Raw genomic sequence first — 26220 nt, 5'->3', positions numbered from 1 at the left:
GGCCTCTAAAAGAATTATTTATTAAATACCCGTAACTAGGAACGAACCATGTTACAAATCGAAATCGACGGCAAACAGGTATCTGTGGAGCAGGGTGCGACGGTGATTGAAGCCGCGCACAAGCTCGGTACTTATATCCCGCATTTCTGTTACCACAAAAAACTTTCCATCGCCGCCAACTGCCGTATGTGTTTGGTGGATGTGGAAAAAGCCCCCAAACCTCTGCCTGCCTGTGCCACGCCGGTTACAGACGGCATGATTGTGCGCACGCATTCGGCAAAAGCCCGAGAGGCGCAAGAAGGCGTGATGGAGTTCCTGCTCATCAACCATCCGCTTGATTGTCCGACCTGCGACCAAGGCGGCGAATGCCAGTTGCAGGATTTAGCGGTGGGCTACGGCAAAACCACCAGCCGTTATACCGAAGAAAAACGTTCCGTCGTCGGCAAAGACATGGGTCCTTTGGTTTCCGCCGAGGAAATGAGCCGTTGTATCCACTGTACCCGTTGCGTTCGTTTCACTGAAGAAATCGCCGGCGTGCAAGAAATCGCTATGGCCAACCGCGGCGAACATTCCGAGATCATGCCTTTTATCGGAAAAGCAGTGGAAACCGAATTGTCAGGCAACGTCATCGATTTGTGTCCTGTCGGCGCATTGACCAGCAAACCGTTCCGCTTCAACGCGCGTACTTGGGAATTGAACCGCCGCAAATCCGTTTCCGCCCATGACGCTTTGGGCAGCAACCTGATTGTACAAACCAAAGACCATACCGTCCGCCGCGTGTTGCCGTTGGAAAACGAAGCTATAAACGAATGCTGGCTGTCCGACCGCGACCGTTTCTCCTACGAAGGCCTGTATCACGAAAGCCGTCTGAAAAACCCGAAAATCAAACAGGGCGGCGAGTGGATGAATGTGGATTGGAAAACCGCACTGGAATATGTCCGCAGCGCGATTGAATGTATCGCCAAAGACGGCAACCAAAACCAAGTCGGCGTTTGGGCCAATCCGATGAATACGGTTGAAGAGCTGTATCTGGCTAAGAAACTTGCCGACGGCTTGGGTGTTAAAAACTTTACCACCCGTTTGCGCCAACAAGACAAACGTCTTTCAGACGGCCTTAAAGGTGCGCAATGGTTGGGACAAAGCATTGAATCTTTGGCTGACAACGATGCCGTATTGGTAGTCGGTGCGAACTTGCGCAAAGAACAGCCGCTCCTGACCGCCCGTCTGCGCCGCGCCGCCAAAGACCGTATGGCCTTGAGCGTATTGGCCAGCAGCAAAGAAGAATTGTTTATGCCGCTTCTGTCCCAAGAAGCCGTACATCCCGACGAGTGGGCAGGCCGTCTGAAAAACCTGTCTGCCAATGCGGAACACGCCGTTACCGCCAGCCTGAAAAACGCTGAAAAAGCAGCGGTGATTTTGGGCGCGGAAGTGCAAAACCATCCTGATTACGCCGCCATTTATGCCGCCGCGCAAGAGCTGGCAGACGCGACCGGCGCAGTGCTGGGCATTTTGCCGCAAGCCGCCAACAGCGTTGGTGCGGATGTCTTGAATGTAAACTCCGGCGAGAGCGTTGCCGAAATGGCAAACGCGCCGAAACAGGCAGTCTTGCTGCTCAACGTCGAGCCTGAAATCGATACGGTGGACGGCGCAAAAGCCCTAGCCGCGCTGAAACAGGCGAAAAGCGTGATAGCGTTTACGCCGTTTGTCAGCGAAACGCTGCTGGACGTGTGCGACGTGTTGTTGCCGATTGCACCGTTTACCGAAACCTCAGGCAGCTTCATCAATATGGAAGGCCGTCTGCAATCCTTCCACGGCGTGGTACAAGGCTTCGGCGATTCGCGTCCGATGTGGAAAGTATTGCGCGTATTGGGCAACCTGTTTGACCTGAAAGGTTTTGAATACCACGATACCGCTGCGATTCTGAAAGATGCGCTGGATGCAGAAAGCCTGCCGTCTAAACTGGACAACCGCAGCACATGGACAGAGGAGGGCGTTCAGACGGCCTCAGATCGTCTCGTCCGTGTCGGCGGCGTCGGTATTTATCACACTGATTCTATCGTGCGCCGTTCCGCACCGTTGCAAGAAACCAGCCATGCCGCCGTGCCTGCCGCGCGTGTGAATCCGAACACGTTGGCGCGCTTAGGCCTGCAAGACGGACAAACTGCTATCGCCAAACAAAACGGCGCAAGCGTATCGGTTGCTGTCAAAGCCGATGCCGGTTTGCCTGAAAACGTGGTGCATCTGCCGCTGCATACCGAAAATGCCGCGCTGGGTGCGTTGATGGACACTATTGAACTGGCGGGAGCTTGATCATGCAAGAATGGTTCCAAAACCTCTTTGCCGCAACGCTCGGTCTGGGCGATTTGGGCATCACCGTGGGCTTGGTGGTATCCGTCATCGTCAAAATCGTGATTATCCTGATTCCGCTGATTCTGACCGTTGCCTATCTGACATATTTCGAACGTAAAGTCATCGGCTTTATGCAGCTTCGTGTCGGCCCGAACGTAACCGGCCCGTGGGGTCTGATCCAGCCGTTTGCCGACGTGTTCAAACTCTTGTTTAAAGAGGTAACCCGTCCGAAGCTGTCAAACAAAGCCCTGTTTTACATCGGCCCGATTATGTCGCTCGCCCCGTCTTTCGCGGCATGGGCAGTGATTCCGTTCAACGAAGAATGGGTGCTGACCAACATTAATATTGGTCTTTTGTACATCCTGATGATTACCTCGCTTTCGGTTTACGGCGTGATCATCGCGGGCTGGGCTTCCAACTCCAAATATTCGTTCTTGGGCGCAATGCGTGCTTCCGCGCAAAGCATTTCCTACGAGATTGCCATGAGTGCCGCGCTGGTGTGCGTCGTGATGGTATCGGGCAGCATGAACTTCTCCGATATCGTTGCCGCTCAAGCCAAAGGTATTGCTGGCGGTTCGGTATTCTCTTGGAACTGGCTGCCGCTCTTCCCCATTTTCATCGTCTATCTGATTTCCGCCGTTGCCGAAACCAACCGCGCGCCGTTTGACGTGGCAGAGGGTGAATCTGAAATCGTTGCCGGTCACCACGTTGAATATTCCGGCTTCGCATTCGCGCTGTTCTTCCTCGCCGAATACATTTTCATGATTCTGATTGCCGCGCTGACATCGCTGATGTTCCTCGGTGGCTGGTTGTCTCCGTTCCCACAAAGCTGGGGCTTTATCGGCACGCCTTCCGCATTCTGGATGTTCGTGAAAATGGCGGCTGTGCTGTACTGGTATCTGTGGATACGCGCAACCTTCCCGCGCTACCGTTACGACCAAATCATGCGTTTGGGCTGGAAAGTGCTGATTCCGATCGGCTTCGCCTATATCGTGATTTTGGGCGTGTGGATGATTTCACCGCTGAATTTGTGGAAATAGGGCAGGGAGGCCGTCTGAAAGTTTTCAGGTAGCCTGAACCCCAAATTTTTAACCGTTTCAAACCGAGAGAAACCGATGAAAGCTCAATGCCTGTGCGGCGCAGTATCACTGGAAACCGCCGAAAACCGCGAACTCCACGCCTGCCATTGCGGGAAATGCCGCACATGGGGCAGCGGCGCGTCTTTTACTTTGGCCGCCCGGTCGCCCGAAATCACAGGCAGCGAGCACATCGCGCATTATCAGTCGTCCGAATGGGCGCAACGCTGTTTTTGCAAACACTGCGGCACACACCTGTTTGTGCAGGTTGGCAACGATTATTACATCAACGCCGGGCTGTTTGCCGACAACGCGGGCTTTGAAACTACATCACAAATCTTTATTGATTGCAAAGCTCCGTATTATGACTTGGCCAACGATACCCCGAAGCTGACCGAAGCCGAGTTTTTAGAAATGGTGGGCGCGGCAGGTTAAAAAAACCGCTTTCAGACGGCCTGTAAACAGAACAATCCGAAAAGAGCATCCGAAAATGGCTAATTTAGTAAAAACCTTCCTGCTGGGCGAATTGGTGAAAGGCATGGGCGTAACGCTCAAAAACTTCTTCGCCCGCAAAGACACGATTTACTTCCCCGAAGAAAAAACGCCGCAATCCGTGCGTTTCCGCGGCCTGCACGCGCAACGCCGTTATCCGAACGGCGAAGAGCGCTGTATTGCGTGTAAATTGTGCGAGGCAGTTTGTCCGGCAATGGCGATTAACATTGAATCGGAAGAACGCGAAGACGGCACCCGCCGCACCAAGCGTTACGACATCGACCTGACCAAGTGCATCTTCTGCGGTTTCTGCGAAGAGGCCTGCCCGACCGATGCGATTGTGGAAACCCATATTTTTGAATACCACGGCGAGAAAAAAGGCGACTTGCACATGACCAAGCCGATTCTTTTGGCCATTGGCGACAAATACGAAGCTGAAATCGCCAAACGCAAAGCCGCTGACGCGCCGTATCGTTAAGGAGCAGACGAATGACTTTTTCCGCGATTCTGTTCTATATTCTTGCCGCTATCGTTTTGTACGGTGCGGTTCGTACCGTCACTGCTAAAAACCCCGTTCACGCCGCTTTGCATCTGGTGCTGACCTTCTGCGTGAGTGCGATGCTTTGGATGCTGATGCAGGCTGAATTCTTGGGCGTGACGCTGGTGGTGGTTTACGTCGGCGCCGTGATGGTGTTGTTCCTGTTCGTCGTGATGATGTTGAACATCGACATTGAAGAAATGCGCGCCGGTTTCTGGCGTCATGCGCCGGTTGCCGGTGTGGTCGGCACATTGTTGGCGGTTGCCCTGATCCTGATTCTGGTCAACCCGAAAACCGATCTGGCCGCATTTGGTCTGATGAAAGACATTCCGGCCGATTACAACAATATCCGCGATTTGGGCAGCCGTATTTATACCGACTACCTGTTGCCGTTTGAATTGGCGGCGGTATTGTTACTGTTGGGTATGGTGGCCGCGATTGCGCTGGTTCACCGTAAAACGGTTAATCCGAAACGCATGGATCCTGCCGACCAAGTTAAAGTACGCGCCGACCAAGGCCGTATGCGTCTGGTGAAAATGGAAGCGGTCAAACCGCAAGTTGAATCTGACGAAGAAAGCGAAGTTTCAGACGGCCTCAAGCCGGAAGGGGAGGGCAAAGCATGATTACTTTGACGCATTATCTGGTATTGGGTGCGCTCCTGTTCGGTATCAGCGCAATGGGTATCTTTATGAACCGCAAAAACGTGCTGGTATTGCTGATGTCGATCGAGCTGATGCTCTTGGCGGTGAATTTCAACTTTATCGCCTTCTCGCAACATTTGGGCGATACTGCCGGACAAATTTTCGTATTCTTCGTATTGACCGTTGCCGCTGCCGAGTCCGCCATCGGTTTGGCGATTATGGTGCTGGTGTACCGCAACCGACAAACAATCAACGTTGCCGATTTGGATGAGTTGAAAGGGTAATCATGAACGATATGACTTTATATTTGATAATTGCCCTTGTTCCGTTGGCAGGCTCGCTGATTGCAGGTTTGTTCGGCAACAAAATCGGACGTGCCGGCGCGCATACGGTTACGATACTCGGTGTCGCTGTATCTGCCGTGTTGTCGGCTTATGTACTGTGGGGCTTCATTGACGGCAGCCGTGCCAAGTTTGACGAAAACGTCTATACCTGGCTGACAATGGGCGGTTTGGATTTCTCCGTCGGCTTCTTGGTCGATACGATGACGGCGATGATGATGGTCGTGGTCACTGGCGTGTCGTTGATGGTGCATATCTATACCATCGGCTATATGCATGATGAAAAAGTCGGCTACCAACGCTTCTTTAGCTATATTTCTTTGTTTACTTTCAGCATGTTGATGCTGATTATGAGCAACAACTTCATCCAGCTCTTCTTCGGCTGGGAAGCGGTGGGTTTAGTATCGTACCTTTTGATCGGTTTCTATTTCAAACGTCCAAGCGCAACATTTGCCAACCTGAAAGCCTTTTTGATCAACCGTGTCGGCGACTTCGGCTTTTTGCTTGGTATCGGCTTGGTGCTTGCCTATTTCGGTGGTAGCCTGCGCTATCAAGATGTGTTCGCTTATCTGCCTAATGTTCAGACGGCCACTATCCAACTGTTCCCCGGTGTGGAATGGTCTTTGATTACCGTAACCTGTTTGCTCCTGTTTGTCGGTGCGATGGGTAAATCGGCACAATTCCCACTGCATGTCTGGCTGCCTGATTCGATGGAAGGCCCGACTCCGATTTCTGCATTGATTCACGCCGCAACCATGGTTACCGCCGGTCTGTTCATGGTATCGCGTATGTCGCCGATTTATGAGATGAGCAGCACTGCGCTGTCTGTCATCATGGTAATCGGTGCGATTACTGCCCTGTTTATGGGTTTCTTGGGCGTGATTCAAAACGACATCAAACGTGTGGTTGCGTATTCCACCCTGTCGCAACTGGGCTATATGACTGTGGCTTTGGGCGCGTCTGCCTATTCTGTGGCGATGTTTCATGTGATGACCCACGCTTTCTTTAAAGCCTTGTTGTTCTTAGCCGCAGGTAGCGCGATTATCGGTATGCACCACGACCAAGATATGCGCCACATGGGCAATCTGAAAAAATACATGCCGATTACTTGGCTGACCATGCTGATCGGTAACTTGTCGCTGATTGGTACGCCGTTCTTCTCTGGCTTCTATTCCAAAGATTCGATTATCGAAGCGGCGAAATACAGCACCCTGCCGGGCAGCGGCTTTGCCTATTTTGCCGTCCTCGCCAGCGTGTTTGTTACTGCGTTCTATGCGTTCCGCCAATACTTTATGGTGTTCCACGGTGAAGAGAAATGGCGTAGCCTGCCTGAGCATCATGATGATCATCATGGCGAAGAACATCACGGCTTGGGCAAAAACGACAATCCGCACGAAAGCCCGTTGGTTGTTACCCTGCCTTTGATTTTGCTTGCCATTCCGTCCGTCATCATCGGCTATGTTGCCATCGAGCCTATGCTTTACGGCGATTTCTTCAAAGACGTGATTTTCGTCAATGCCGACGCGCATCCGACCATGCACATCATGAAGGAAGAATTCCACGGCGCATTGGCAATGGTGTCGCACAGCCTGCATTCGCCTGTACTCTACCTTGCTATTGCAGGTGTCTTAAGCGCATGGCTCCTGTACGTCAAACTGCCGCACCTGCCTGCGAAAATTGCACAGACGTTCCGTCCGATTTACGTTTTGTTTGAAAACAAATACTACCTCGACGCCCTGTATTTCAACGTTTTCGCCAAAGGCACACGCGCATTGGGTACCTTCTTCTGGACAGTCGGTGATACCGCCATTATCGATAACGGCATCGTCAACGGCTCTGCCAAACTGGTTGGCGCGATTGCCGCGCAGGTACGCAAAGCCCAAACCGGCTTTATCTATACCTACGCCGCCGCTATGGTATTCGGCGTATTGGTACTGCTCGGCATGACCTTCTGGGGATTGTTCCGATAAGAATAAGGTTTCAGACGGCCTTAAACATTCAGGCCGTCTGAAACGAAGAAATATCCACATAAACACATTTTTATTTTAACCACAGGTTAACCACTATGTTTTCCAACTACCTACTCAGCTTGGCAATATGGATACCCATCGCCGCAGGTGTGCTGGTTTTGGCGACCGGTAAAGACAGCCGTGCGCCGCTGGCGCGTGTGCTTGCCTTCATGGGTGCGCTTGCCAGTTTCTTGGTAACGCTGCCCCTGTTTACCGGTTTCGACCGTTTGAGCGGCGGCTATCAGTTTACCGAGTTCCACGAGTGGATTCCGCTTCTGAAAATCAACTATGCATTGGGCGTGGACGGTATTTCAGTGCTCTTTATCATCTTGAATGCGTTTATTACGCTGCTGGTGGTATTGGCCGGTTGGGAAGTCATTCAGAAACGTCCGGCGCAGTATATGGCCGCTTTCCTGATGATGTCGGGTTTGATTAACGGTGCGTTTGCCGCGCAGGATGCGATTCTGTTTTATGTGTTCTTCGAGGGTATGCTGATTCCGCTGTACCTGATTATCGGTGTATGGGGCGGTCCGCGCCGCGTCTATGCGTCGGTTAAGCTGTTCCTCTATACGCTGATGGGTTCGCTTTTGATGCTGGTTGCCATGGTTTACCTGCACTATCAAACAGGCAGCTTCTCTATTGTCGATTTCCAAAACATCAAACAGATTCCGTTGGGCGTACAACAGCTTTTGTTTGTAGCGTTCTTCCTGTCATTTGCCGTAAAAGTGCCGATGTTCCCTGTGCACACTTGGTTGCCGGATGCCCACGTTGAAGCGCCGACCGGCGGTTCGATGGTGTTGGCGGCCATTACGCTGAAACTGGGTGCGTATGGTTTCTTGCGCTTTATCCTGCCGATTATGCCGGACGCGGCTCGCTATTTTGCCCCTGTAATCATCGTATTGAGTCTGATTGCCGTGATTTATATCGGTATGGTGGCTTTGGTGCAAACCGATATGAAAAAACTGGTGGCGTATTCTTCCATCAGCCATATGGGTTTTGTCACTTTGGGTATGTTCCTGTTTGTGAACGGCCAATTGAATGACTGGGCATTGAAAGGCGCAATCATTCAAATGATTTCCCACGGTTTCGTGTCTGCCGCGATGTTTATGTGTATCGGTGTGATGTACGACCGCCTGCATACCCGCAATATTGCCGATTATGGCGGCGTGGTCAATGTGATGCCTAAGTTTGCGGCGTTTATGATGTTGTTCGGTATGGCTAATGCCGGTTTGCCTGCGACTTCCGGCTTCGTGGGCGAGTTTATGGTGATTATGGGCGCGGTTAAAGTGAATTTCTGGGTGGGCGCGTTGGCTGCCATGACCTTGATTTACGGTGCGTCTTATACCCTGTGGATGTACAAACGCGTTATTTTTGGTGCGATCCACAATCCGCACGTTGCCGAAATGAAAGACATCAATTGCCGCGAATTTGCGATTTTGGCGATTTTGGCGGTTGCTGTATTGGGCATGGGTCTGTATCCGCAAGCGGTTATCGAAGTGGTGCATCAAGCGGCAAACGATTTGATTGCCCATGTGGCACAAAGCAAGATTTGAGGTGTGTAAATGAATTGGTCTGATTTGAATTTAATGCCCGCCATGCCCGAAATCGTGCTGCTTGCGCTATTGGGTGTCGTATTGCTGGCAGACTTGTGGATTTGCGATAAAAACCGCTATTTAACCCATCTGATGAGTTTGGGAACAGTCATTGTCGTGGCCGTCACCCAATTAGCGGTATGGGAGCAGGGCAGTGTCGATGCCTTTCACGGTATGTATATTGCAGACGGCATGTCCCGTTTGGCAAAACTGGTACTGTATGCGCTGACGTTTGGTTTGTTTATTTACAGTAAACCGTACAACCAAGACCGCCAAATTTTTAAAGGTGAGTTTTACACCCTGTCGCTGTTTGCCCTGTTGGGTATGAGCGTCATGGTCAGCTCGGCACATTTCTTGACCGCGTATATCGGTTTGGAATTGTTGTCTTTATCGCTGTACGCCATGATTGCCCTGCGCCGCGATTCCGGCCGCTCCGCCGAGGCCGCGCTGAAATACTTCGTATTGGGCGCGTTGGCCTCCGGTTTGCTGCTCTATGGCATTTCTATGGTTTACGGCGCCACCGGTTCCCTTGATTTTGCTTCCGTCTTGGCTTCCGCTTTCAATGAGCAGGCTAATGAATGGTTGTTGAAATTGGGTATGGTATTTATTGTAGTCGCCATTGCATTTAAATTGGGTGCGGTTCCATTCCATATGTGGGTCCCCGATGTGTACGATGGCGCGCCAACCTCTGTTACCGCCTTTGTGGGTACGGCTCCGAAAATTGCCGCCGTTGTCTTTGCGTTCCGTATCCTTGTTACCGGTATGGGTACCATACATTCAGACTGGGCGCCGATGTTGGCCATTCTTGCCGTTGCTTCTTTGGTGGTTGGTAACCTTGCCGCTATCATGCAAACCAATATCAAACGTATGCTTGCCTATTCCACCGTATCGCACATGGGCTTTATCCTGTTGGCGTTTATGGCAGGCGCAGTCGGCTTTACCGCAGGTTTGTATTACGCTATTACCTATGCTTTGATGGCGGCAGTCAGCTTCGGTGTTTTGATGGTATTGTCCACCAAAGACATTGAGTGTGAAAACATTAAAGACCTCGCGGGTCTTAACCAACGCCATGCATGGTTTGCCTTCCTGATGTTGCTGTCCATGTTCTCCATGGCAGGCATTCCGCCACTGATGGGTTTCTACGCCAAGTTCGGCGTGATTATGGCGCTCTTGAAACAAGGCTATGTTTGGTTGTCTGTATTTGCCGTTATCATGTCTCTGATTGGCGCGTTCTACTACCTGCGCGTGGTCAAAGTCATCTACTTCGATGCGCCTGACCATGACCAGCCGGTCGGCAGCAACTATGCCGCCAAATTTGTCCTGACGGTCAATGCCTTCCTGCTGCTTCTCTGGGGCATCATGCCGCAAACCGTTATCGATTGGTGCGCCAAGGCACTGGAAAATACGCTGTAATATTCGGTATCATCACGGCAGCCGTATCAGAGGTTGCCGTTTTATTTAAGGTTGCCGCCGTATTTTAGACGGTATGGGAAACGGCTATGCCGTCTGAAAGCGGAGAAAGAAGATTATGACCGCATCTATGTACACACTCTTGCTGCTTGCCTTAATTTTTGCCAATGCTCCGTTTCTTACGGTCAGGCTGTTCGGTATTGTTCCGCTCAAGCGCAAACATTTCGGACATCACCTGATCGAGCTGGCGGCAGGTTTCGCACTGACCGCCATTCTTGCTTATATTCTCGAATCCCGTGCAGGATCGGTACACGATCAGGGTTGGGAGTTTTACGCCACAGTCGTCTGCCTGTACCTGATTTTTGCGTTTCCATGTTTTGTGTGGCGGTATTTCTGGCATACGCGCAACAGGGAATAGGGTAACAATAATGCCGTCTGAAGCCTTGTTCAGACGGCATATCCGAGTTTGCTCAGTATTTGCGCGCAATCGTAAATTCGGCAAGCTGCCTGAGCCGTAATGCCTTATTGCCGAAGGGTTCGAGCAGCGAGACTGCTTCGTCGGTCAGTTGGTACGCGTATGCCCGCGCACTGTCCAAGCCCATCAGTTTTACATAAGTCGGCTTGTCGTTGTCTGCGTCTTTGCCCGCTGTTTTCCCTAAGGTCGCCGTGTCTGCCTCGCAGTCCAACACATCGTCGATGACTTGGAACGCCAGCCCCAGTTTTGCCGCATAATCATCCAATACCGCCAGACTGTTTTCAGACAGATTCGGGCAAGACATCGCCCCCAATAAAACCGCGGCACGAATCAACGCCCCTGTTTTCAGGCTGTGCATCTGTTCTAAATCGGTTTGGGCCATCTGCTTGCCGACATTGGCCAAATCGATAGCCTGACCGCCTGCCATGCCCCTGCTTCCGCCTGCTTTTGCCAAAACCGACAACATCGCCAGCTGCTGCGAAGCAGGCAGGCCGGACGGACGCGCCAATACATCGAAGGCCTGGGTCTGTAAAGCATCGCCGACCAGTAGTGCGGTTGCTTCTCCATACTTCACATGGCAGGTCGGTTTGCCCCGGCGCAGGCTGTCGTTGTCCATTGCTGGCATATCGTCGTGAACCAACGAATAGGCATGGATCATTTCGATTGCCGCCATTGCCTGTTCTACTGCTTCATGCACGGCTTCGCCTAATTCCGAAGCTGCTAGAACCAGCATCGGCCGCAGACGTTTGCCCCCGTCCAAAGCCGCATAACGCATGGCTTCGTGCAGTGTGTGCGGTATTTCCCCCTCAGACGGCAAAAACCGTTCAAGCAGCAGCTCTGTTTGCGCCTGTGCCCTCTGTTGCCACGTTTTCAAATCATTCGTCGGATTCAAGGTTTAACTCCTTCAGCCCGTCTGTGTCTAAAACCTGTAGCTTTTGTTCGACTTGGGCCAACTTGGTTTGGCAGTATCTGACCAGTTCGTTGCCTTCCTGATATGCCGCCAATGCATCCTCCAACGGCATTTCCCCCTGCATGGACTGGGTCAGTGATTCAAGGCGCGACAGTGCCTCTTCAAACGATTTCGGGGTAATTTTCTTCATGGTGTCGGGAGTTTCTGTAAAAACGGAATTGTAGCATTTCTGAAAACCGGATGCCGTCTGAAACAGCAGGATTTCAGACGGCATGGTTTTTGTCCTGCAAACAGCAAGAGGTTATTTGAGCAGATCGTCGGTAATGCGTTGCAGGAAGGTCAGCCGTTCGGTGCGGATTTTACCGGTTTGCGCGGCAGCCTTGACGGCGCAGCCGGGTTCGGCGCGGTGGGTGCAGTTGTGGAAGCGGCATTGCCCGACGAGATGGCTCAGGTCGGGGAAGTATTGCAGCAGGTCGGCGGCTTGGAGGTGGTGCAGGCCGAATTCTTGCAAACCGGGGGAGTCGATTAATTGGGTTTCTTCGTTTAAATCGTAAAGCTGGGCGTGGGTGGTGGTGTGTTTGCCGGAATCGAGCGCGGTGGAGATGTCGCCGGTGCGGGCGGTTTGGTTGCCCAAGAGGGCGTTGGTCAGGGTGGATTTGCCCATGCCGCTTTGTCCGAGCAGGATGTTGGTATGCCCTTGCAGGACGGGGCGCAGGATGTCGGCGTTTTCCAGCGCGCGGGTTTCGATGACGGGATAACCCAGCGTTTCGTAGAACTTGAGTTTTTCGCGCCAGAGGGCGGTTTCGGGCAGGTCGGCTTTGTTCAGGATGATGACGGCTTGGATGCCCGCGGCTTCGGCGGACAGGAGGGCGCGTTGCAACAAGGCTTCGCTGGGCGAGGGAACGGCGGCGGTAACGATAAGGAGCTGGCTGACGTTGGCGGCGATAAGTTTGGTTTTCCAAGTGTCTTGGCGGTAGAGCAGGCTTTCGCGCGGCAGGTAGTCTTCGATGACGGCCTGTTCGGCGTTGATGTTTTGGATATGCACGCGGTCGCCGCAGGCGAAATCGACCCGCTTTTTGCGCGTGCTGGCTTCGTAGGTTTTGCCGTCGGGCGTGCGCACGATGTAGCGGCGGCCGTAGCTGGTGATGATTTGGGCGGTATCGGTCATGGTTTTGACGGGTAGGAGAACGGGAATGCCGTCTGAAAACGGCGGTTTCCAGACAATAAGGTTTCAGTCATGCTGCCACTCGACATGCTCACTCAAGAAACCGCCGCTTTGGTGTGCCCAAAGTTTGGCGTACAGACCTTGTTTTTCGAGCAACTCGGTGTGGCTGCCTTCTTCGATGATGCGGCCTTTGTCCAAGACGATGAGCCTGTCCATCGCGGCGATAGTGGAGAGGCGGTGGGCGATGGCGATGACGGTTTTGCCGTCCATCATTTTGTCGAGGCTTTCTTGGATGGCGGCTTCGACTTCGGAGTCGAGCGCGCTGGTGGCTTCGTCGAGCAGCAGAATCGGTGCATCTTTGAGCATGACGCGGGCGATGGCGATGCGCTGGCGTTGGCCGCCGGAGAGTTTCACGCCGCGTTCGCCGACGTGCGCGTCATAGCCGCGCCGCCCTTTGGCATCGGAAAGGTTGGGGATGAAATCAGCGGCTTCGGCGCGTTCGGCGGCGGAAACCATTTCGGCATCGGTCGCATCGGGGCGGCCGTAAACGATATTGTCGCGCACGGAACGGTGCAGCAGCGAGGTGTCTTGCGTGACCAAACCGATTTGGGCGCGCAGGCTTTCTTGGGTCACGCTGTCCACGGTTTGACCGTCGATCGAAATCGTGCCGCTTTGCGGTTCGTAGAAGCGCAGGAGCAGGTTGACGATGGTGGATTTGCCCGCGCCGCTGCGTCCGATCAAGCCGACTTTTTCGCCCGGGCGGATGGTGAGGTTGAAGCCGTTGAGCAGCGGTTTGCCGGCTTCGTAGGAGAAATCGACGTGTTCGAACTTGATTTCGCCTTGCGACACTTTCAGCGGCAGGGCGTTCGGCTTGTCGAGGATGGTGTGCGGTTTGGACAGGGTTGCCATGCCGTCGCCGACGGTGCCGATGTTTTCAAACAATCGGGCGGATTCCCACATGATGTATTGCGACAAACCGTTGACGCGCAACGCCATGGCGGTGGCTGTAGCAACCGCGCCGACGCCGACTTGCCCGTGATACCAAAGCCAGATGCCCAGCGCGGTCGTGCCGGCGGTCAGCGAGCTGTTGACGATGAAGCTGCAGGTGTGCAGAAGCGTCGCCAAACGCATTTGGGCGTGTACCGTCACCATAAATTCTTCCATCGACTGCTTGGCGTAGGCCGCTTCGCGCGCGCCGTGGGAGAAGAGTTTGACGGTGGTGATGTTGGAATAGGCGTCGGTAATGCGGCCGGTCATCAGCGAACGCGCATCCGCCTGACGCGCGGCGGTTTTGCCGAGCTTGGGAATCAGGAAGCGCATAATCAGGGCGAATCCAATTATCCAGCCGATAAAGGGCAGCAGCAGCCAGCCGTCGAACGAAATCAGAATCACGCCGGAAGTAATGAAATACACCAGTACATAAACAACCATGTCAGCGACGGTCATCACCACGTCGCGCAGCGCCAGCGCAGTTTGCATGACTTTGGCGGACACGCGTCCTGCAAATTCGTCCTGATAGAAGCCGAGGCTCTGTCCCAGCATCAGGCGGTGGAAGTTCCAGCGCAGGCGCATGGGGAACACGCCTTGCAGGGTTTGCAGGCGCACGTTGGACGCGAGGAAGGTCCAGAGGGCGAAAAACACCATCATTCCCGCCATCGCCGTCAACGCCCAGCCTTTTTCAGCAAACAGGGTCGCGGGCGTGTATTTGCCGAGCCAGTCCACGACTTTGCCCATAAATTGAAACAGCAGGGCTTCCATGATGCCGATGCCTGCGGTAAATGCTGCCAAAACGGCAATCCATTTGCGCAAGCCCCTGATGTTGCTCCAGATAAACCGCCACAGTCCTTTTTCAGGCGTTTTCGGGGCGGCTTCGGGATAGGGGTCGATTCGGGATTCGAACCAAGAAAAGATTTTGTTTAACATTGTTTTCGATTTCAGTAGGCCTGTTTCAGACGGCATTATTTCAGCAGGTTTTTCAGGGCGAGGCGCACACCTTCGCCCACATCTGTCCCTTTAGGGATGCCTTTAACTGCAGCTTTTGCCTCGCGTTCGCTGTAACCCAGCGCAAGAAGCGTGCTGACGATGTCATTGGTTTCGTCATTCTCGGACGGGGCGGCAAACAGCCCGTCCGTTACGGTATGGGTTATCAGTTTTCCGCGCAGTTCCAAAACCATGCGTTCGGCGGTTTTTTTACCGATTCCCGGGGCGGAGGAGAGGCGTTTGACATCTTCTTCTGCAACCGCCTGCGCCAGTTCGTCGGCAGTCATCGCTGATAAAATCCCCAAGGCGGTTTTTGCCCCGATGCCGCTGACCTTGATTAGTTGGCGGAATGTTTTGCGCTCTTCCGCAGTGGCAAAACCGAAGAGCAGGTGTGCGTCCTCACGGACGACGAGTTGGGTGAAAACCTGTACGGTTTCGCCCAATGGCGGCAGGTTGTAGAAGGTCTGCATGGATACGTCGGCTTCGTATCCTACGCCGTTGACATCGATGACGATTTGAGGAGGGGTTTTCTCAACTAGTTTGCCGGTCAGTCTGCTGATCATGTATGAAGGATCCTGAAGTGTCGGGTGCAAAATGCCGTCTGAAACCGGTTGGGGCTTCAGACGGCACGGATTGTATCAAATTCAGTCGTCCCGGCGGGAGGAAATCACGCGGCCGGTACGGGCATCAACGACAACTTTGTATTCCTGTCCGTTTTTGACGATTTCGACATCGTAGTGCGGACGGCCGTCATCTTGGTCGAGGTCGATGTCGGTAACGCGGCCGCCGATACGTGCCAAAGCTGCTTTTCTCGCCTGTGCCTGGCTGATCAGCCCGGCTTGTGCTTTGTGTTCATGCATAGCGTGCGGATGATCGTCGTCATGGCCGTCGTGGTGGGCGAGTGCGGGAGAGGAAATGCCCAACAGTGCGGTTGCGGCGGCGCTTAAGAGAAGGTGTTTGAAGTTCATATTTTGCTCCTGTAAAGTTTCAAGCATGATAGTCTCTGAAGATTAGCCCTGCATTAGGGGGCGTGTCAACCGGCAGTCAATGCCGTCTGAATCATACCGCGTGCCTGAGTTTCGGCTTCGGCGGCACGTTCCTGCGAGGAAAACGGCCCCATTTTGACGACATATTCGTAATGGCGTTTTTCAACCGATAGGTTCGGGTTTGATGCCGATGAAGCCAGGTTTTGGGCGGCATGGTTCAGATATGCCTGTGCTTCGCGTTCCGTACCGAAGGATTTCAAGTCGATGAAGATGTCTTTGTTTTCGGCAGTCGGTGAGGATTTGCCCGGGACAATCTGTTCGATTTTGACATGTGCCGTACCTTGGCTGACAAAGCCCAATTGTTGGGCCGCCGCTTTGGATACGTCGATGATGCGGTTGCTGTGGAAGGGGCCGCGGTCGTTGATGCGGACGACGACGCTTTTCCCGTTACGGGTATTGGTTACGCGGACGTAGCTGGGAATGGGCAGTGTTTTGTGTGCGGCGGTGAAGGCGTTCATGTCGTATCGTTCCCCGCCGGAAGTTTTGCGGCCGTGAAATCTGCCGCCATACCATGAGGCGTTGCCGGTTTGTGTAAATGCGGCAACTTGGTTTATCGGCGTGTAGCGTTTGCCGGCTACTTTGTAGCTGCGGTTGGCGGAGGCGTGCAGTTTTTCTGCTTTGACCACTGCGTCGGCGGATGCCGTCTGAAAGGAATGTATGCCGAATGCGGCCGTGAGGAGGAAAAGGGTTTTTCGGGTTAAAGTCAAAACGTGTTCCGTTCTTGAGTTGAAGACGAATGGGCATCATGCCCGCCGGATACGTTCCGAACCGCCGCACAGTGCGGACGGCGGTTCGGAATGTGTCCGGATAGGTTTTCAGATGGCATGAACTTGCGTTCAAACGCCGCCTGAGTAACCGTGTTGCCGCCATGCTTCGAAGAGAATCACGGCAACGGTATTGGAAAGGTTCATACTCCGGCTGCCGGGCTGCATGGGTAGGCGGATTTTTTGCGTGGCGGGCAGGCTGTCGAGAATGTCGGCGGGCAGCCCGCGCGTTTCCGGCCCGAACAATAAAACGTCGCCTTTTTGAAACGCCGTTTCATCGGGGCGCGCCGTGCCTTTAGTGGTCAGTGCGAAAATACGTCGGCCCGCCAATGCCTTGAGGCAGTCGTCGAAGTTTTCGTGCACCGTCAGGTTGGCGAACTCGTGGTAGTCGAGCCCAGCACGTTTCATTTTGGCGGAATCCAATGGGAAGCCGAGCGGCTTGATCAGGTGCAAATCCGCGCCGGTATTGGCGCACAGGCGGATGATATTGCCTGTATTCGGTGGGATTTCCGGTTGGTATAAAACGATGGTAAACATAAATATCAATCACTTATAGGCGCATAACCTTGCCATAAGGCGGCATGGGTGTCAAAAAATTTAGTTATTTTTTCATTGGCGTGTGTGCCAGCGTCCAGCAGCAGATGCGGTTTGCGCCTGACTTTTTCAGCATCTTCGCCAGCTCGCCCAGCGTTGCGCCGGTGGTAAAGACATCGTCGATTAACAGAATATTACAGTTTTCCGGTATCGGTGTGCAGACTTCAAAGGCATTTTTGATGTTTTTCAGTCGGTCGCTGCCTTTGAGCGTGCTTTGAGGAGGCCGGTGGCGGCGGAAAACGGTATGCCGCGGCAGTGTGCGCCAACCGTAGCGTTGCGCCAGCAGCCCGGCGATACTTTCGCTTTGATTAAAGCCGCGTTGAAGCAGCCGTTCTTTGCCCAGCGGTACGGGCAGGACGAAATCGAAACATTCGTCTGAAAGCCAGTCGGGCGGGTTTTGTACCATCAGGTTTGCCAACGGGCGAACCATGCCCAAATCTGCCAAGTGTTTCAGCGTACGTATCATGTTGCTGACGGGTGGTTCGTAATGCAGCGAGGCCCACATCCGGTCGAATGCGGGCGGTTTCTTTTGGCAAATGCCGCACACCGATCCGCCTTGGATGTGTCTGAAACACAGGGGGCAGCTGTTTGCCGCGTCGGTGCGGAAACTTGCCAAATCGGTATTGCAGCCGGCGCAGATGCCGTCTGAAACGTCTGATGAATCGTGGCATAATACGCAGTGTCTGACTGCGGCCGCGTCTGCGATGCGCCGCCAACAAGAGAGAAAATTCATGCCTGATGCTGCCAAAAAAGTTTACCTGATACACGGGTGGGGGGCGAACCGCCATGTGTTCGACGACCTGATGCCGCGCCTGCCCGCAACGTGGTCGGTGTCCTCCGTCGATTTGCCCGGACACGGGGACGCGCCCTTTGTGCAACCCTTCGATATTGAGGCAGCCGCCGACGCTGTTGCCGCTCAAATTGACGCGCCGGCCGACATTCTCGGCTGGTCGCTCGGCGGATTGGTTGCACTGTATCTGGCGGCCCGCCATTCTGACAAAGTCCGTTCGCTCTGCCTGACGGCGAGTTTCGCCCGGCTGACGGCTGACGAAGACTATCCCGAAGGGCTTGCCGCGCCTGCACTGGGCAAAATGGTCGGTGCGTTCCGTTCGGATTATGCCAAACATATTAAACAGTTTCTACAATTGCAGCTTTTGCATACGCATGATGCGGACGGAATCATAGGCAGAATCCTGCCCGATTTGGCACGGTGCGGCACGCCCTCCGCCTTACAGGAAGCTTTGGAAGCGGCGGAAAGGGTGGATGCGCGGCATTTGTTGGACAAGATAGATGTTCCGGTACTGCTGGTGTTCGGCGGCAAAGACGCGATTACGCCGCCGCGCATGGGTGAATATCTGCACCGCCGTTTGAAGGGCAGCAGGCTGGTTGTGATGGAAAAGGCGGCGCATGCGCCGTTTTTGAGCCATGCGGAAGCGTTTGCCGCGCTGTACCGCGACTTTGTCGAAGGGGTTTGACATGAATCCGCAGGACAAATGCTGGCAGGTTCACCGCCATCTCGCCGAACATGCCGACCAACGGCTGACACTCGTCCGCAACGCGCCCAAGCATATCCTGCTTGCCGGGGCGGATGCGGACATCAGCCGCAGCCTGCTGGCGAAACGCTATCCGCAGGCGGTATTTGAAGAATACGATTCCCGTGCGGATTTTTTGGCGGCGGCGGCCGCCGCCCGCAAAGGCGGTTTTTGGCAAAGGTTTACGGGTAAGGGCGTGGTGCAACACTGCCAATCCCCGACCGCGCTGCTGCCCGAAGCGTGTGCCGATATGTTGTGGTCCAACCTTGGTTTGACTGAGGCGGAAAGCATCGTCCCCGTGCTGCAAAATTGGGCGCGCGCGCTGAAGACGGACGGGCTGCTGTTTTTCACCTGCTTCGGGCGAGATACCTTGGCGGAACTGAAATGCCGTCTGAAAGAAAACGGTATTGAGAGCCGCAGCGCGCTTTTCCCCGATATGCACGACTTGGGCGATATGCTTGCTGAAAACGGGTTTTACGACCCCGTTACCGATACGGCGAAGCTGGTGTTGGATTACAAAAAGGCGGAAACGTTTTGGGCGGATATGGACACGCTGGGCATCTGGCGGGCGATGGCGTGGAACGATGAAAATGCCGCGCGTTCGTGTGTCGGGGCGATATTTGAACGAGAAGGCGGTTTGGGCATTACGCTGGAAACGGTTTACGGACACGCCGTGAAAAAACTGGTGCTGCCGCAAGGGGAGAACGTGGTGCAGTTTTTTCCGAAGAAATGAGCGTGTCGGGGTGAAAATGTGCAGATGCCGTCTGAGCCTGTTTTCCCTTTTCAGACGGCATTCCGCTCCAACACCGCCAACACCGCCGCACCGTAACGTGCGGCTTTTTCTTCGCCTACGCCATATACGGCGGCAAGCTCCGCCAAACCTTCCGGCTGTTTGGCGGCAATGGCGCGCAGGGCGGCTTTGCTGAGAATGCGGTAGGGTTCGGACTGTTCGTGTTTTGCGGTTTCGTTGCACCATTGAATCAGGGCGCGCATCAGGCGGCGTTTGCGTTTGGCGGTTTCATCGATGCCGTCTGAAAACGGACGGCAGACGGCGAGGATGTCCCGTCCGTATTTGGCGGTGCGTACGCTGCCCAAGCCGTGCACGCCTTCGAGGTCGGTTTCGGTTTCGGGCGTGTCGGCAAGCATGTCGGCAAGGCTTTCGTCGGAGAGGACGGCATACAGGGCGCATTTTTCCGCCGTTGCCTGTTCGTACCGCCAGGCTTCTAGTTTTTGACGCAGTTGTTGTTCGCGTTCGGTTTGCGGACGGATGACGGCATCGTGGCTAAAGTCGGCGGCGTTTTGGCAGACTTTGAGTATGCCGTGTCCGAAACGGTTGATTTTGGCTTCGCCCAAACCGTAGATGTCGTGCAGCCCGTTGAGGTTTTGCGGCATTTTTTCGACAAGGTCGCGCAGGGTTTTGTCACCGAAAATCATATAGGCGGGGATGCCTTCGGCTTCTGCCTGTTTCATACGCCAAACGCGCAATGCCTGCCACAGGCGTTCTTCGCGTTCGGTACGCAGCCAGTTGTCTTTGAGGGTGCGGACGGCGGGCTTGTCGCGCTTGAGCGGACGCAGCATCACTTCGGTTTCGCCTTTGAGGACTTTTTTGGCGGCTTCGGTCAGTTGCAATGCCTGATATCGGGCAATGTTGACGGTGAGGTAGCCGAGGCTGATGCACTGGCGGATGACGCTGCGCCATTCTTTGTCGGACAACTCCGCACCGATGCCGAATGTGGACAGTTGCTCGTGCCGGTTGCCGCGTATCCAATCGTCGCTTTTACCTCGCAAAAGGTTGGTGATGTAACCGGCGGCAAAACGTTGTCCGGCGCGGTACACGCAGCTGAGTAATTTTTGCACCAACACCGTGCCGTCAAACCGTACGGGCGGATGCAGGCAGTTGTCGCAATGGCCGCAGGGTTCGGATTCTTCGCCGAAATGTTTGAGCAGCAGTACGCGGCGGCAGGCGGCGGTTTCGCAGACGGAAAGCATGGCATCGAGTTTTTGCATTTCGATTTGCTTTTGCACCTCGTCGCTGTTGCCTTCGGCAATCCGTTCGCGCAGCAACACCCAATCGTTCAAACCGTAACACAGCCAGCTCACGGCTGGCAGCCCGTCCCGGCCGGCACGCCCCGATTCCTGATAGAAATGTTCGACACTCTGGGGCATATCGAGATGGGCGACAAAGCGCACGTCGGGTTTGTCTATGCCCATGCCGAACGCCACGGTCGCCACCACGATAATATTGTCTTCATGTGTAAAGCGACGTTGGTTTTCCTCGCGCACGTCCATGCTCAAACCGGCATGATATGGAATCGCGTTTAATCCGTTTTCACGCAAAAACTGCGCCACATCTTCCACCTTTTTGCGGCTTAAGCAATACACAATGCCGCTTTGCCCCGTCATTTCTTTGCGGATGAAATCCAGCAATTGTTTTTTGCCGTTGTTTTTTTCGATAACCTGATAATAAATATTCTGGCGGTCAAAGCTGGAGACAAATTCGGGCGCATCGTCCAAGTGCAGATAATGCTTGATGTCGGCGCGCGTGGCCGCATCGGCGGTGGCGGTCAGGGCGATGCGCGGGACGTTCGGATAGCGTTCGGCAAGCATGCCGAGCTGTTGGTATTCGGGGCGGAAATCGTGTCCCCATTGGCTGACGCAATGCGCCTCATCAATGGCAAACAGGCTGACGGTTTGTTGGTCGAGAAAACGTAAAAAGCGGTCGGTAACCAAGCGTTCCGGTGCGACATAAAGCAGTTTCAGACGGCCTTGGGCAAGCTTGTCGGCAATCTCGCGCGCCTCATCTGCCGATGTGCTGCTGTTGACTGCCGCCGCTTCAATCCCGGCCACATGCAGGCTGGCCACTTGGTCGTTCATCAGCGCAATCAGCGGCGATACGACAACCGTCACGCCTTCGCGCATCAGCGCCGGAATCTGGTAACACAAAGACTTGCCCCCGCCCGTCGGCATCAGCACCATCAAACTCTCGCCGCCGGCCAAAGCATTGACGATAGCCTCCTGCCTGCCGCGAAATTCGGGATAACCGAATACTTCGTGCAAAATCTGTTTGGCGGTCGGTCGGTGCATGATGGTTCCGTGCTCGGTAAGGGTGTTGATCGGTCGGCGGCAATATGCCGTCTGAAATCGGGATTTAGAAGAGTTTGCCCACTTCCGCCTCAATATCGTCGGCACGCATGAACGTTTCGCCGATCAGGAAGGTATGCACGCCGCGCGTCCGCATAAATTCCACATCCGCCTTACCCGTAATGCCGCTTTCAGTAACGACGGTTTTGCCTTCCAGCGCGGGCAGCAGCGACAGGGTTTGGTCGAGGGAGACTTCAAAAGTCCTCAGGTTGCGGTTGTTTACGCCCCACAACGGCGTGGTCAGGTTGCGGCATTTTTCCAATTCGGTTTCATTGTGCAGCTCGAGCAGGACGGTCATGCCCAATTCGTGCGCCACCGCTTCAAAGTGTTCCAATTGTTCCTGTTCCAGTGCTGCGGCAATCAGCAGGACGGCATCCGCCCCCCATGCGCGCGCCTGATAAACCTGATATTCGTCGATGATGAAGTCTTTGCGCAGCACGGGCAGCGATACGGCTTCGCGCGCCTGTTTGAGGTATTCGGGCGAACCTTGGAAATAGGGTTCGTCGGTCAGTACGGACAAACACGCCGCTCCGGCGTTTTCATATGCGCGTGCAATCTCGGCCGGTCGGAAGTCCGGACGGATCAGGCCTTTGCTCGGGCTTGCCTTTTTGATTTCGGCAATGACGGCGGGCAGGTTTAGGCGGTGTTTGCCGCGTATCGAATCGATGAAGCTGCGGACGGGTGCGGCTTCTGCGGCAAGTGCGCGGATGTGTTCGGCGTTGACGGCGGCTTTTTGGGCAGCAACTTCCTGTGCTTTGGTGGCAAGGATTTTATTGAGGATGTCGGTCATGTCGGGTTCCGTATTCGTCTGGGGAAAGGGGGAATATTAGCATCAAACCGTTAACGACTGTTTGTGCGGAAGCTGTCGAAATAGGACAGGACGGTCTGCGGCAGCCATTGCAGGTGCAGCCTGCCGCCGGTGCTGCTGACAAAGCCGACATGACCACCGTGTGCCGGCTGGAACAGGGTAACGGCTTCGGACACTTCGTCCGGTGTCGGCAGCGCTTCGGGCGGCAGGAAGGGGTCGTTGACGGCATTGAGTAGGAGCAGCGGTTTGGTAACGTGTTTGAGCAGCGGTTTGCAGGAAGTTTGGCGGTAGTAGTCGTGCCGGTCGGCAAAGCCGTGCAGCGGTGCGGTGAAACGGTCGTCAAACTCACCCAGTGTTTTGCACTCTGCGGCAAATGCCGTCTGAAAACCTTGGAGCGACCGTGCTTTGGGTATCAGTGTGCGGAGGAAGTAGCGCGTGTAGAGCAGCCGCGTGATGCCGCTGTCGAAGCGGCTGCCTGCCGCCTCTGCATCGACGGGGGCGGAGATGACGGCGGCGGCTTGCGGCAGCGCGTTTTCGCCCTGTTCGCCCAAATATTTTGCCAGCGCGTTGCCGCCCAGCGATACGCCGACGGCGTATATTTCACGGTAACGCGCGGTGAGCGTGTCCAAAGTAAAGGCGATTTCGGCGGTATCGCCCAAGTGGTAGAACACCGGGGCGGTGTTCGCTACGCCGCCGCAGCTGCGGAAATGGACGACTGCGCCGTTCCAACCGCGGCTGCGTACCGCGAGCATCAGTTCGACCGCGTAATGGCTGCCACTGCCACCCTCCAAACCGTGAAACAGCACGACCAGCGGCGCATCGGGCGAAATGCCGTCTGAAAAGTCGTAGGGGACTTTGGTTTTACCCGTGCTGTCGGGAAGCAGCTCGCGGCGGTATGCGGGTGCGGGGCGTTGCAGGAATTTGGCGGCAATCGTGTCGGCATTGCCGTTGCGGAGGAAAAACGGTGTGTCCGGCAGTGTTAAAATCATAAGGTATCGGTTTTTCTGTTTTCAGACGGCATGATGACGCAATAGGCGGTCAGCGCGCACAGCAGCCCGTTCGTCCAACCAGCCCAAACGTCCGAGGGATAATGTACGCCCAAATATATGCGCGAGAACCCTGTCAGCAGGGCAAACAGGATGCCGGCGGACAGTACGGCGCGGCGGTAGGGCGTGTGCCGGAAGCATACGGTCAGCATGACGGCGACGGCGGCGGAAAACGTGCTGTGTCCGCTGGGGAAGGAAAAATTGCCCTCTTCGACAGGGTGCGTCCAGAGCTGCGGGCGCGGACGCGCAAACCATGCTTTCAGCAGCAGCATATTCAGCGTGGGCAGCAGGGCGGACAGGGCGCAGAACACCGCTTCGCGCCAACGCCCCAAGCGGCAGAGGCACGCGCAGGCGAATGTAACCAGCGGTACGGCGACGGCGGTTTTGCCCAAATAATGCAGTACGAGCGCGACAGGGTAAAACGTATCGGGCGTAACGGCACGAACCTGCCTCATCAGCGTTTCTTCATACGGGAGCATGCCGTCTGAAGCGACGGCGCGGGCAATGAGCGCAAAAATCGGCAGCAGTACGGCGGCAGGCAGTAAGGATACGCGGAAAAAGCGTTTTCCGAAAAAGGATATCGGCATCGGTCAGCTTTCCACCCGTTTGAAATGGCGCGGACGGAAGCCCAGTGCCGCCAGTGATGCGAAATACAGGCAACCTCCGATGACAATCAGGATGAAGAGCCGGGCGGCCTTTTGCATTCCACCGGCGTGTGCCCAGTCGAACGGCAGCCAGATTTGGGCGGCATACAGGCCGCCTCCCATCACGGCGAGCGAGAGCAGCATTTTTGCCAAGAACGCCGCCCAACCCTTGCCGGGCCGGTAAATACCGTGTTTGCGCAACAGGAAGAACAACAATCCGGCATTGATACACGCGCCCAGACCGATGGCAAGCGAAAGTCCGACGTGTTTCAGTGGGCCGATAAAGGCAAGGTTCATCAACTGCGTGCAGATGAGCGTAAAGATGGCGATTTTGACGGGCGTTTTGATGTTTTGCCGCGCATAGAAGCCGGGTGCCAACACTTTAATCATGATCAAACCGATTAAACCGAAAGAATAGGCAATCAGCGCATGTTGTGTCATCTGCGCGTCAAACAGCGTGAATTCGCGGTACATGAACAAGGTTGCCACCAGCGGGAACGACAACACCGCCAGTCCGACCGCCGCCGGCAGCGTCAGCAGCATGCACAGGCGCAAACCCCAGTCAAGCAGGGCGGAAAACTGTTCCGTATCTTGGTTTGCCGAGTGTTTGGACAAAGTCGGCAGCAAAATCGTACCGAGTGCCGCCCCCAGTACGCCGCTGGGCAGCTCCATCATGCGGTCGGCGTAATACATCCATGAAACGCTGCCCGATTGCAGATAAGACGCGAAAATCGTGTTGATAACCAAAGAAATCTGCGCCACGCTCACGCCCAAAATCGCAGGCGCCATCTGTTTCATGACGCGGTTGACCGCCGCATCTTTGAAATTCAGTTTGGGCAGTTTCAAAAAACCCAGTTTCGCCAACCAAGGGAGCTGAAAGCCGAGCTGCAAAATACCGCCGACAAAGACCGCCCAAGCCAGCGCGGTAACGGGAGGATCGAAATACGGCACGAAAAACAGCGCGAATACGATAAACGACACGTTCAGGAACGTGGGCGTAAACGCCGGAATGCTGAATTTATGATAGGAATTGAGTACCGAGCCGACAAAAGAGGAAAGTGAAATTAATAAGATATAAGGAAACGTAATCCGCAGCAAATCGATGGAGAGCTGAAATTTGTCGGCATCTTTGGCAAAACCGGGTGCGGAAACATAAATCACCCAAGGCGCGGCAAGTATGCCCAGCGCGGTAACGATGACCAGTACAAACGACAGCATCCCCGCCACATGGCGGATAAAAGCTTCCGTCGCCTCTTTAGAACGCGTTTCCTTATATTCCGCCAAAATCGGCACAAACGCTTGGGCAAACGCCCCTTCCGCAAACACGCGGCGAAGCAGGTTGGGCAGTTTGAACGCGACAAAAAACGCATCCGTCGCCATGCCTGCGCCGAATGCGCGCGCAATGACCGTATCGCGCACAAATCCCAAAACGCGCGACACCATCGTCAGGCTGCCGACTTTTGCCAAAGCTCCCAGCATATTCATTATTGTTCCTCAACAGTCGTACCCGTTTGGGGCAACGGCGCGTATTGTACGACAGAAACCGGTTCAGACGGCATAGGGTTTCATGCCGTCTGAACCGGTTTCCCGATACGAAAGCTTCCTTTTCCAGAGGCAAACTGTATCAACACGCGAAAATACAATAAAATACCAATATCCGATTTATT

The 26220-nt window shown here is 54.6% G+C and carries 26 protein-coding genes; 12 read left to right on the top strand and 14 right to left on the bottom strand.

The genetic code is table 11. From position 1 onward, the window contains the following. The first annotated feature begins 48 nt into the window (after window positions 1–48). The 10 genes from nuoG to DQM57_RS07980 all read left to right on the top strand — a co-directional run bounded on the left by nuoG (window position 49) and on the right by DQM57_RS07980 (window position 10866). A complete protein-coding gene (gene nuoG, locus DQM57_RS08025) occupies window positions 49–2310 on the top strand; it encodes an NADH-quinone oxidoreductase subunit NuoG (RefSeq protein ID WP_111727466.1) in 2262 nt (753 codons plus the stop codon). Window positions 2311–2312: 2 nt separating this feature from the next. Next, on the top strand, window positions 2313–3389 hold the full coding sequence (nuoH, locus tag DQM57_RS08020; protein ID WP_002216340.1) for an NADH-quinone oxidoreductase subunit NuoH: 1077 nt from the start codon (window positions 2313–2315) through the stop codon (window positions 3387–3389). Between the two features lie 75 nt (window positions 3390–3464). Continuing rightward, the gene (locus DQM57_RS08015) at window positions 3465–3860 is read left to right on the top strand and encodes a GFA family protein (protein ID WP_003676990.1); all 396 of its coding nucleotides are present in this window, start codon (window positions 3465–3467) and stop codon (window positions 3858–3860) included. 55 nt (window positions 3861–3915) lie between these two features. Beyond that, window positions 3916–4395, top strand: coding sequence for an NADH-quinone oxidoreductase subunit NuoI (nuoI, locus tag DQM57_RS08010; RefSeq protein ID WP_002216341.1), 480 nt, complete (start codon window positions 3916–3918; stop codon window positions 4393–4395). Window positions 4396–4406: 11 nt separating this feature from the next. Beyond that, complete coding sequence (locus DQM57_RS08005; protein ID WP_111727465.1) at window positions 4407–5078, top strand: NADH-quinone oxidoreductase subunit J; 672 nt, start codon at window positions 4407–4409, stop codon at window positions 5076–5078. Then, on the top strand, window positions 5075–5380 hold the full coding sequence (gene nuoK, locus DQM57_RS08000; RefSeq protein WP_002215628.1) for an NADH-quinone oxidoreductase subunit NuoK: 306 nt from the start codon (window positions 5075–5077) through the stop codon (window positions 5378–5380). Before DQM57_RS08005 ends, nuoK begins: the two co-directional genes overlap by 4 nt. Before the next feature lie 2 nt (window positions 5381–5382). After that, complete coding sequence (gene nuoL / locus DQM57_RS07995) at window positions 5383–7407, top strand: NADH-quinone oxidoreductase subunit L (RefSeq protein WP_111727464.1); 2025 nt, start codon at window positions 5383–5385, stop codon at window positions 7405–7407. Between the two features lie 95 nt (window positions 7408–7502). Then, window positions 7503–8999 carry an NADH-quinone oxidoreductase subunit M gene (locus DQM57_RS07990; protein ID WP_111727463.1) on the top strand — a complete coding sequence of 499 codons (1497 nt, stop codon included), beginning with the start codon at window positions 7503–7505 and terminating at the stop codon, window positions 8997–8999. 9 nt (window positions 9000–9008) lie between these two features. Next, window positions 9009–10451, top strand: coding sequence for an NADH-quinone oxidoreductase subunit NuoN (nuoN, locus tag DQM57_RS07985; protein WP_107960968.1), 1443 nt, complete (start codon window positions 9009–9011; stop codon window positions 10449–10451). Between the two features lie 115 nt (window positions 10452–10566). Continuing rightward, complete coding sequence (locus DQM57_RS07980) at window positions 10567–10866, top strand: DUF2818 family protein (protein WP_003676976.1); 300 nt, start codon at window positions 10567–10569, stop codon at window positions 10864–10866. Window positions 10867–10918: 52 nt separating this feature from the next. Here DQM57_RS07980 and DQM57_RS07975 read toward each other — a convergent pair whose 3' ends face one another. From DQM57_RS07975 to DQM57_RS07930, 9 genes are all read right to left on the bottom strand, one after another. Then, window positions 10919–11815 carry a polyprenyl synthetase family protein gene (locus DQM57_RS07975; RefSeq protein ID WP_108044190.1) on the bottom strand — a complete coding sequence of 299 codons (897 nt, stop codon included), beginning with the start codon at window positions 11813–11815 and terminating at the stop codon, window positions 10919–10921. Then, a complete protein-coding gene (locus DQM57_RS07970) occupies window positions 11799–12107 on the bottom strand; it encodes an exodeoxyribonuclease VII small subunit (RefSeq protein ID WP_003676973.1) in 309 nt (102 codons plus the stop codon). Before DQM57_RS07970 ends, DQM57_RS07975 begins: the two co-directional genes overlap by 17 nt. Window positions 12108–12134: 27 nt before the next feature. Next, window positions 12135–13001 carry a ribosome small subunit-dependent GTPase A gene (rsgA, locus tag DQM57_RS07965; protein ID WP_167395568.1) on the bottom strand — a complete coding sequence of 289 codons (867 nt, stop codon included), beginning with the start codon at window positions 12999–13001 and terminating at the stop codon, window positions 12135–12137. A gap of 63 nt (window positions 13002–13064) precedes the next feature. After that, window positions 13065–14921, bottom strand: coding sequence for an ABC transporter ATP-binding protein (locus DQM57_RS07960; RefSeq protein WP_111727461.1), 1857 nt, complete (start codon window positions 14919–14921; stop codon window positions 13065–13067). Window positions 14922–14956: 35 nt separating this feature from the next. Further along, a complete protein-coding gene (gene ruvA, locus DQM57_RS07955; RefSeq protein ID WP_111727460.1) occupies window positions 14957–15541 on the bottom strand; it encodes a Holliday junction branch migration protein RuvA in 585 nt (194 codons plus the stop codon). 81 nt (window positions 15542–15622) lie between these two features. After that, window positions 15623–15946, bottom strand: coding sequence for a PepSY domain-containing protein (locus DQM57_RS07950; protein ID WP_111727733.1), 324 nt, complete (start codon window positions 15944–15946; stop codon window positions 15623–15625). A gap of 65 nt (window positions 15947–16011) precedes the next feature. Beyond that, window positions 16012–16731 (bottom strand): septal ring lytic transglycosylase RlpA family protein, encoded by a 720-nt coding sequence (locus tag DQM57_RS07945; protein ID WP_025458241.1) that lies wholly within the window; start codon window positions 16729–16731, stop codon window positions 16012–16014. A gap of 129 nt (window positions 16732–16860) precedes the next feature. Then, window positions 16861–17325 carry a tRNA (uridine(34)/cytosine(34)/5-carboxymethylaminomethyluridine(34)-2'-O)-methyltransferase TrmL gene (gene trmL, locus DQM57_RS07935; protein ID WP_111727459.1) on the bottom strand — a complete coding sequence of 155 codons (465 nt, stop codon included), beginning with the start codon at window positions 17323–17325 and terminating at the stop codon, window positions 16861–16863. 64 nt (window positions 17326–17389) lie between these two features. Next, window positions 17390–18115: a ComF family protein gene (locus DQM57_RS07930; protein ID WP_111727458.1), complete on the bottom strand. Its 726-nt coding sequence runs from the start codon at window positions 18113–18115 to the stop codon at window positions 17390–17392. Between DQM57_RS07930 and bioH the strand changes: the two genes are divergently transcribed. Then, a complete protein-coding gene (gene bioH, locus DQM57_RS07925) occupies window positions 18114–18857 on the top strand; it encodes a pimeloyl-ACP methyl ester esterase BioH (RefSeq protein WP_308418443.1) in 744 nt (247 codons plus the stop codon). The two genes, DQM57_RS07930 and bioH, sit on opposite strands and share 2 nt — an antisense overlap. Before the next feature lies 1 nt (window position 18858). Further along, window positions 18859–19647, top strand: coding sequence for a class I SAM-dependent methyltransferase (locus DQM57_RS07920; RefSeq protein WP_111727456.1), 789 nt, complete (start codon window positions 18859–18861; stop codon window positions 19645–19647). A 50-nt stretch (window positions 19648–19697) separates the two neighbouring features. Here DQM57_RS07920 and recQ read toward each other — a convergent pair whose 3' ends face one another. The 5 genes from recQ to murJ all read right to left on the bottom strand — a co-directional run bounded on the left by recQ (window position 19698) and on the right by murJ (window position 26038). Continuing rightward, on the bottom strand, window positions 19698–21998 hold the full coding sequence (recQ, locus tag DQM57_RS07915) for a DNA helicase RecQ (RefSeq protein ID WP_111727455.1): 2301 nt from the start codon (window positions 21996–21998) through the stop codon (window positions 19698–19700). 64 nt (window positions 21999–22062) lie between these two features. Continuing rightward, window positions 22063–22845 (bottom strand): indole-3-glycerol phosphate synthase TrpC, encoded by a 783-nt coding sequence (gene trpC, locus DQM57_RS07910; RefSeq protein ID WP_111727454.1) that lies wholly within the window; start codon window positions 22843–22845, stop codon window positions 22063–22065. Between the two features lie 50 nt (window positions 22846–22895). Further along, the gene (locus DQM57_RS07905; protein WP_111727453.1) at window positions 22896–23852 is read right to left on the bottom strand and encodes a YheT family hydrolase; all 957 of its coding nucleotides are present in this window, start codon (window positions 23850–23852) and stop codon (window positions 22896–22898) included. Then, complete coding sequence (locus tag DQM57_RS07900; protein ID WP_111727452.1) at window positions 23849–24496, bottom strand: phosphatase PAP2 family protein; 648 nt, start codon at window positions 24494–24496, stop codon at window positions 23849–23851. The genes DQM57_RS07905 and DQM57_RS07900 overlap by 4 nt, the downstream gene beginning before the upstream one ends. A 3-nt stretch (window positions 24497–24499) precedes the next feature. Next, the gene (gene murJ / locus DQM57_RS07895) at window positions 24500–26038 is read right to left on the bottom strand and encodes a murein biosynthesis integral membrane protein MurJ (RefSeq protein ID WP_002247315.1); all 1539 of its coding nucleotides are present in this window, start codon (window positions 26036–26038) and stop codon (window positions 24500–24502) included. Window positions 26039–26220 lie beyond the last annotated feature (182 nt).

This window comes from Neisseria cinerea (genome assembly GCF_900475315.1).
GTDB lineage: Bacteria > Pseudomonadota > Gammaproteobacteria > Burkholderiales > Neisseriaceae > Neisseria > Neisseria cinerea.
Note: the sequence above shows the minus strand (reverse complement) of the source record. Positions and strands in the feature narration are given on the sequence as shown.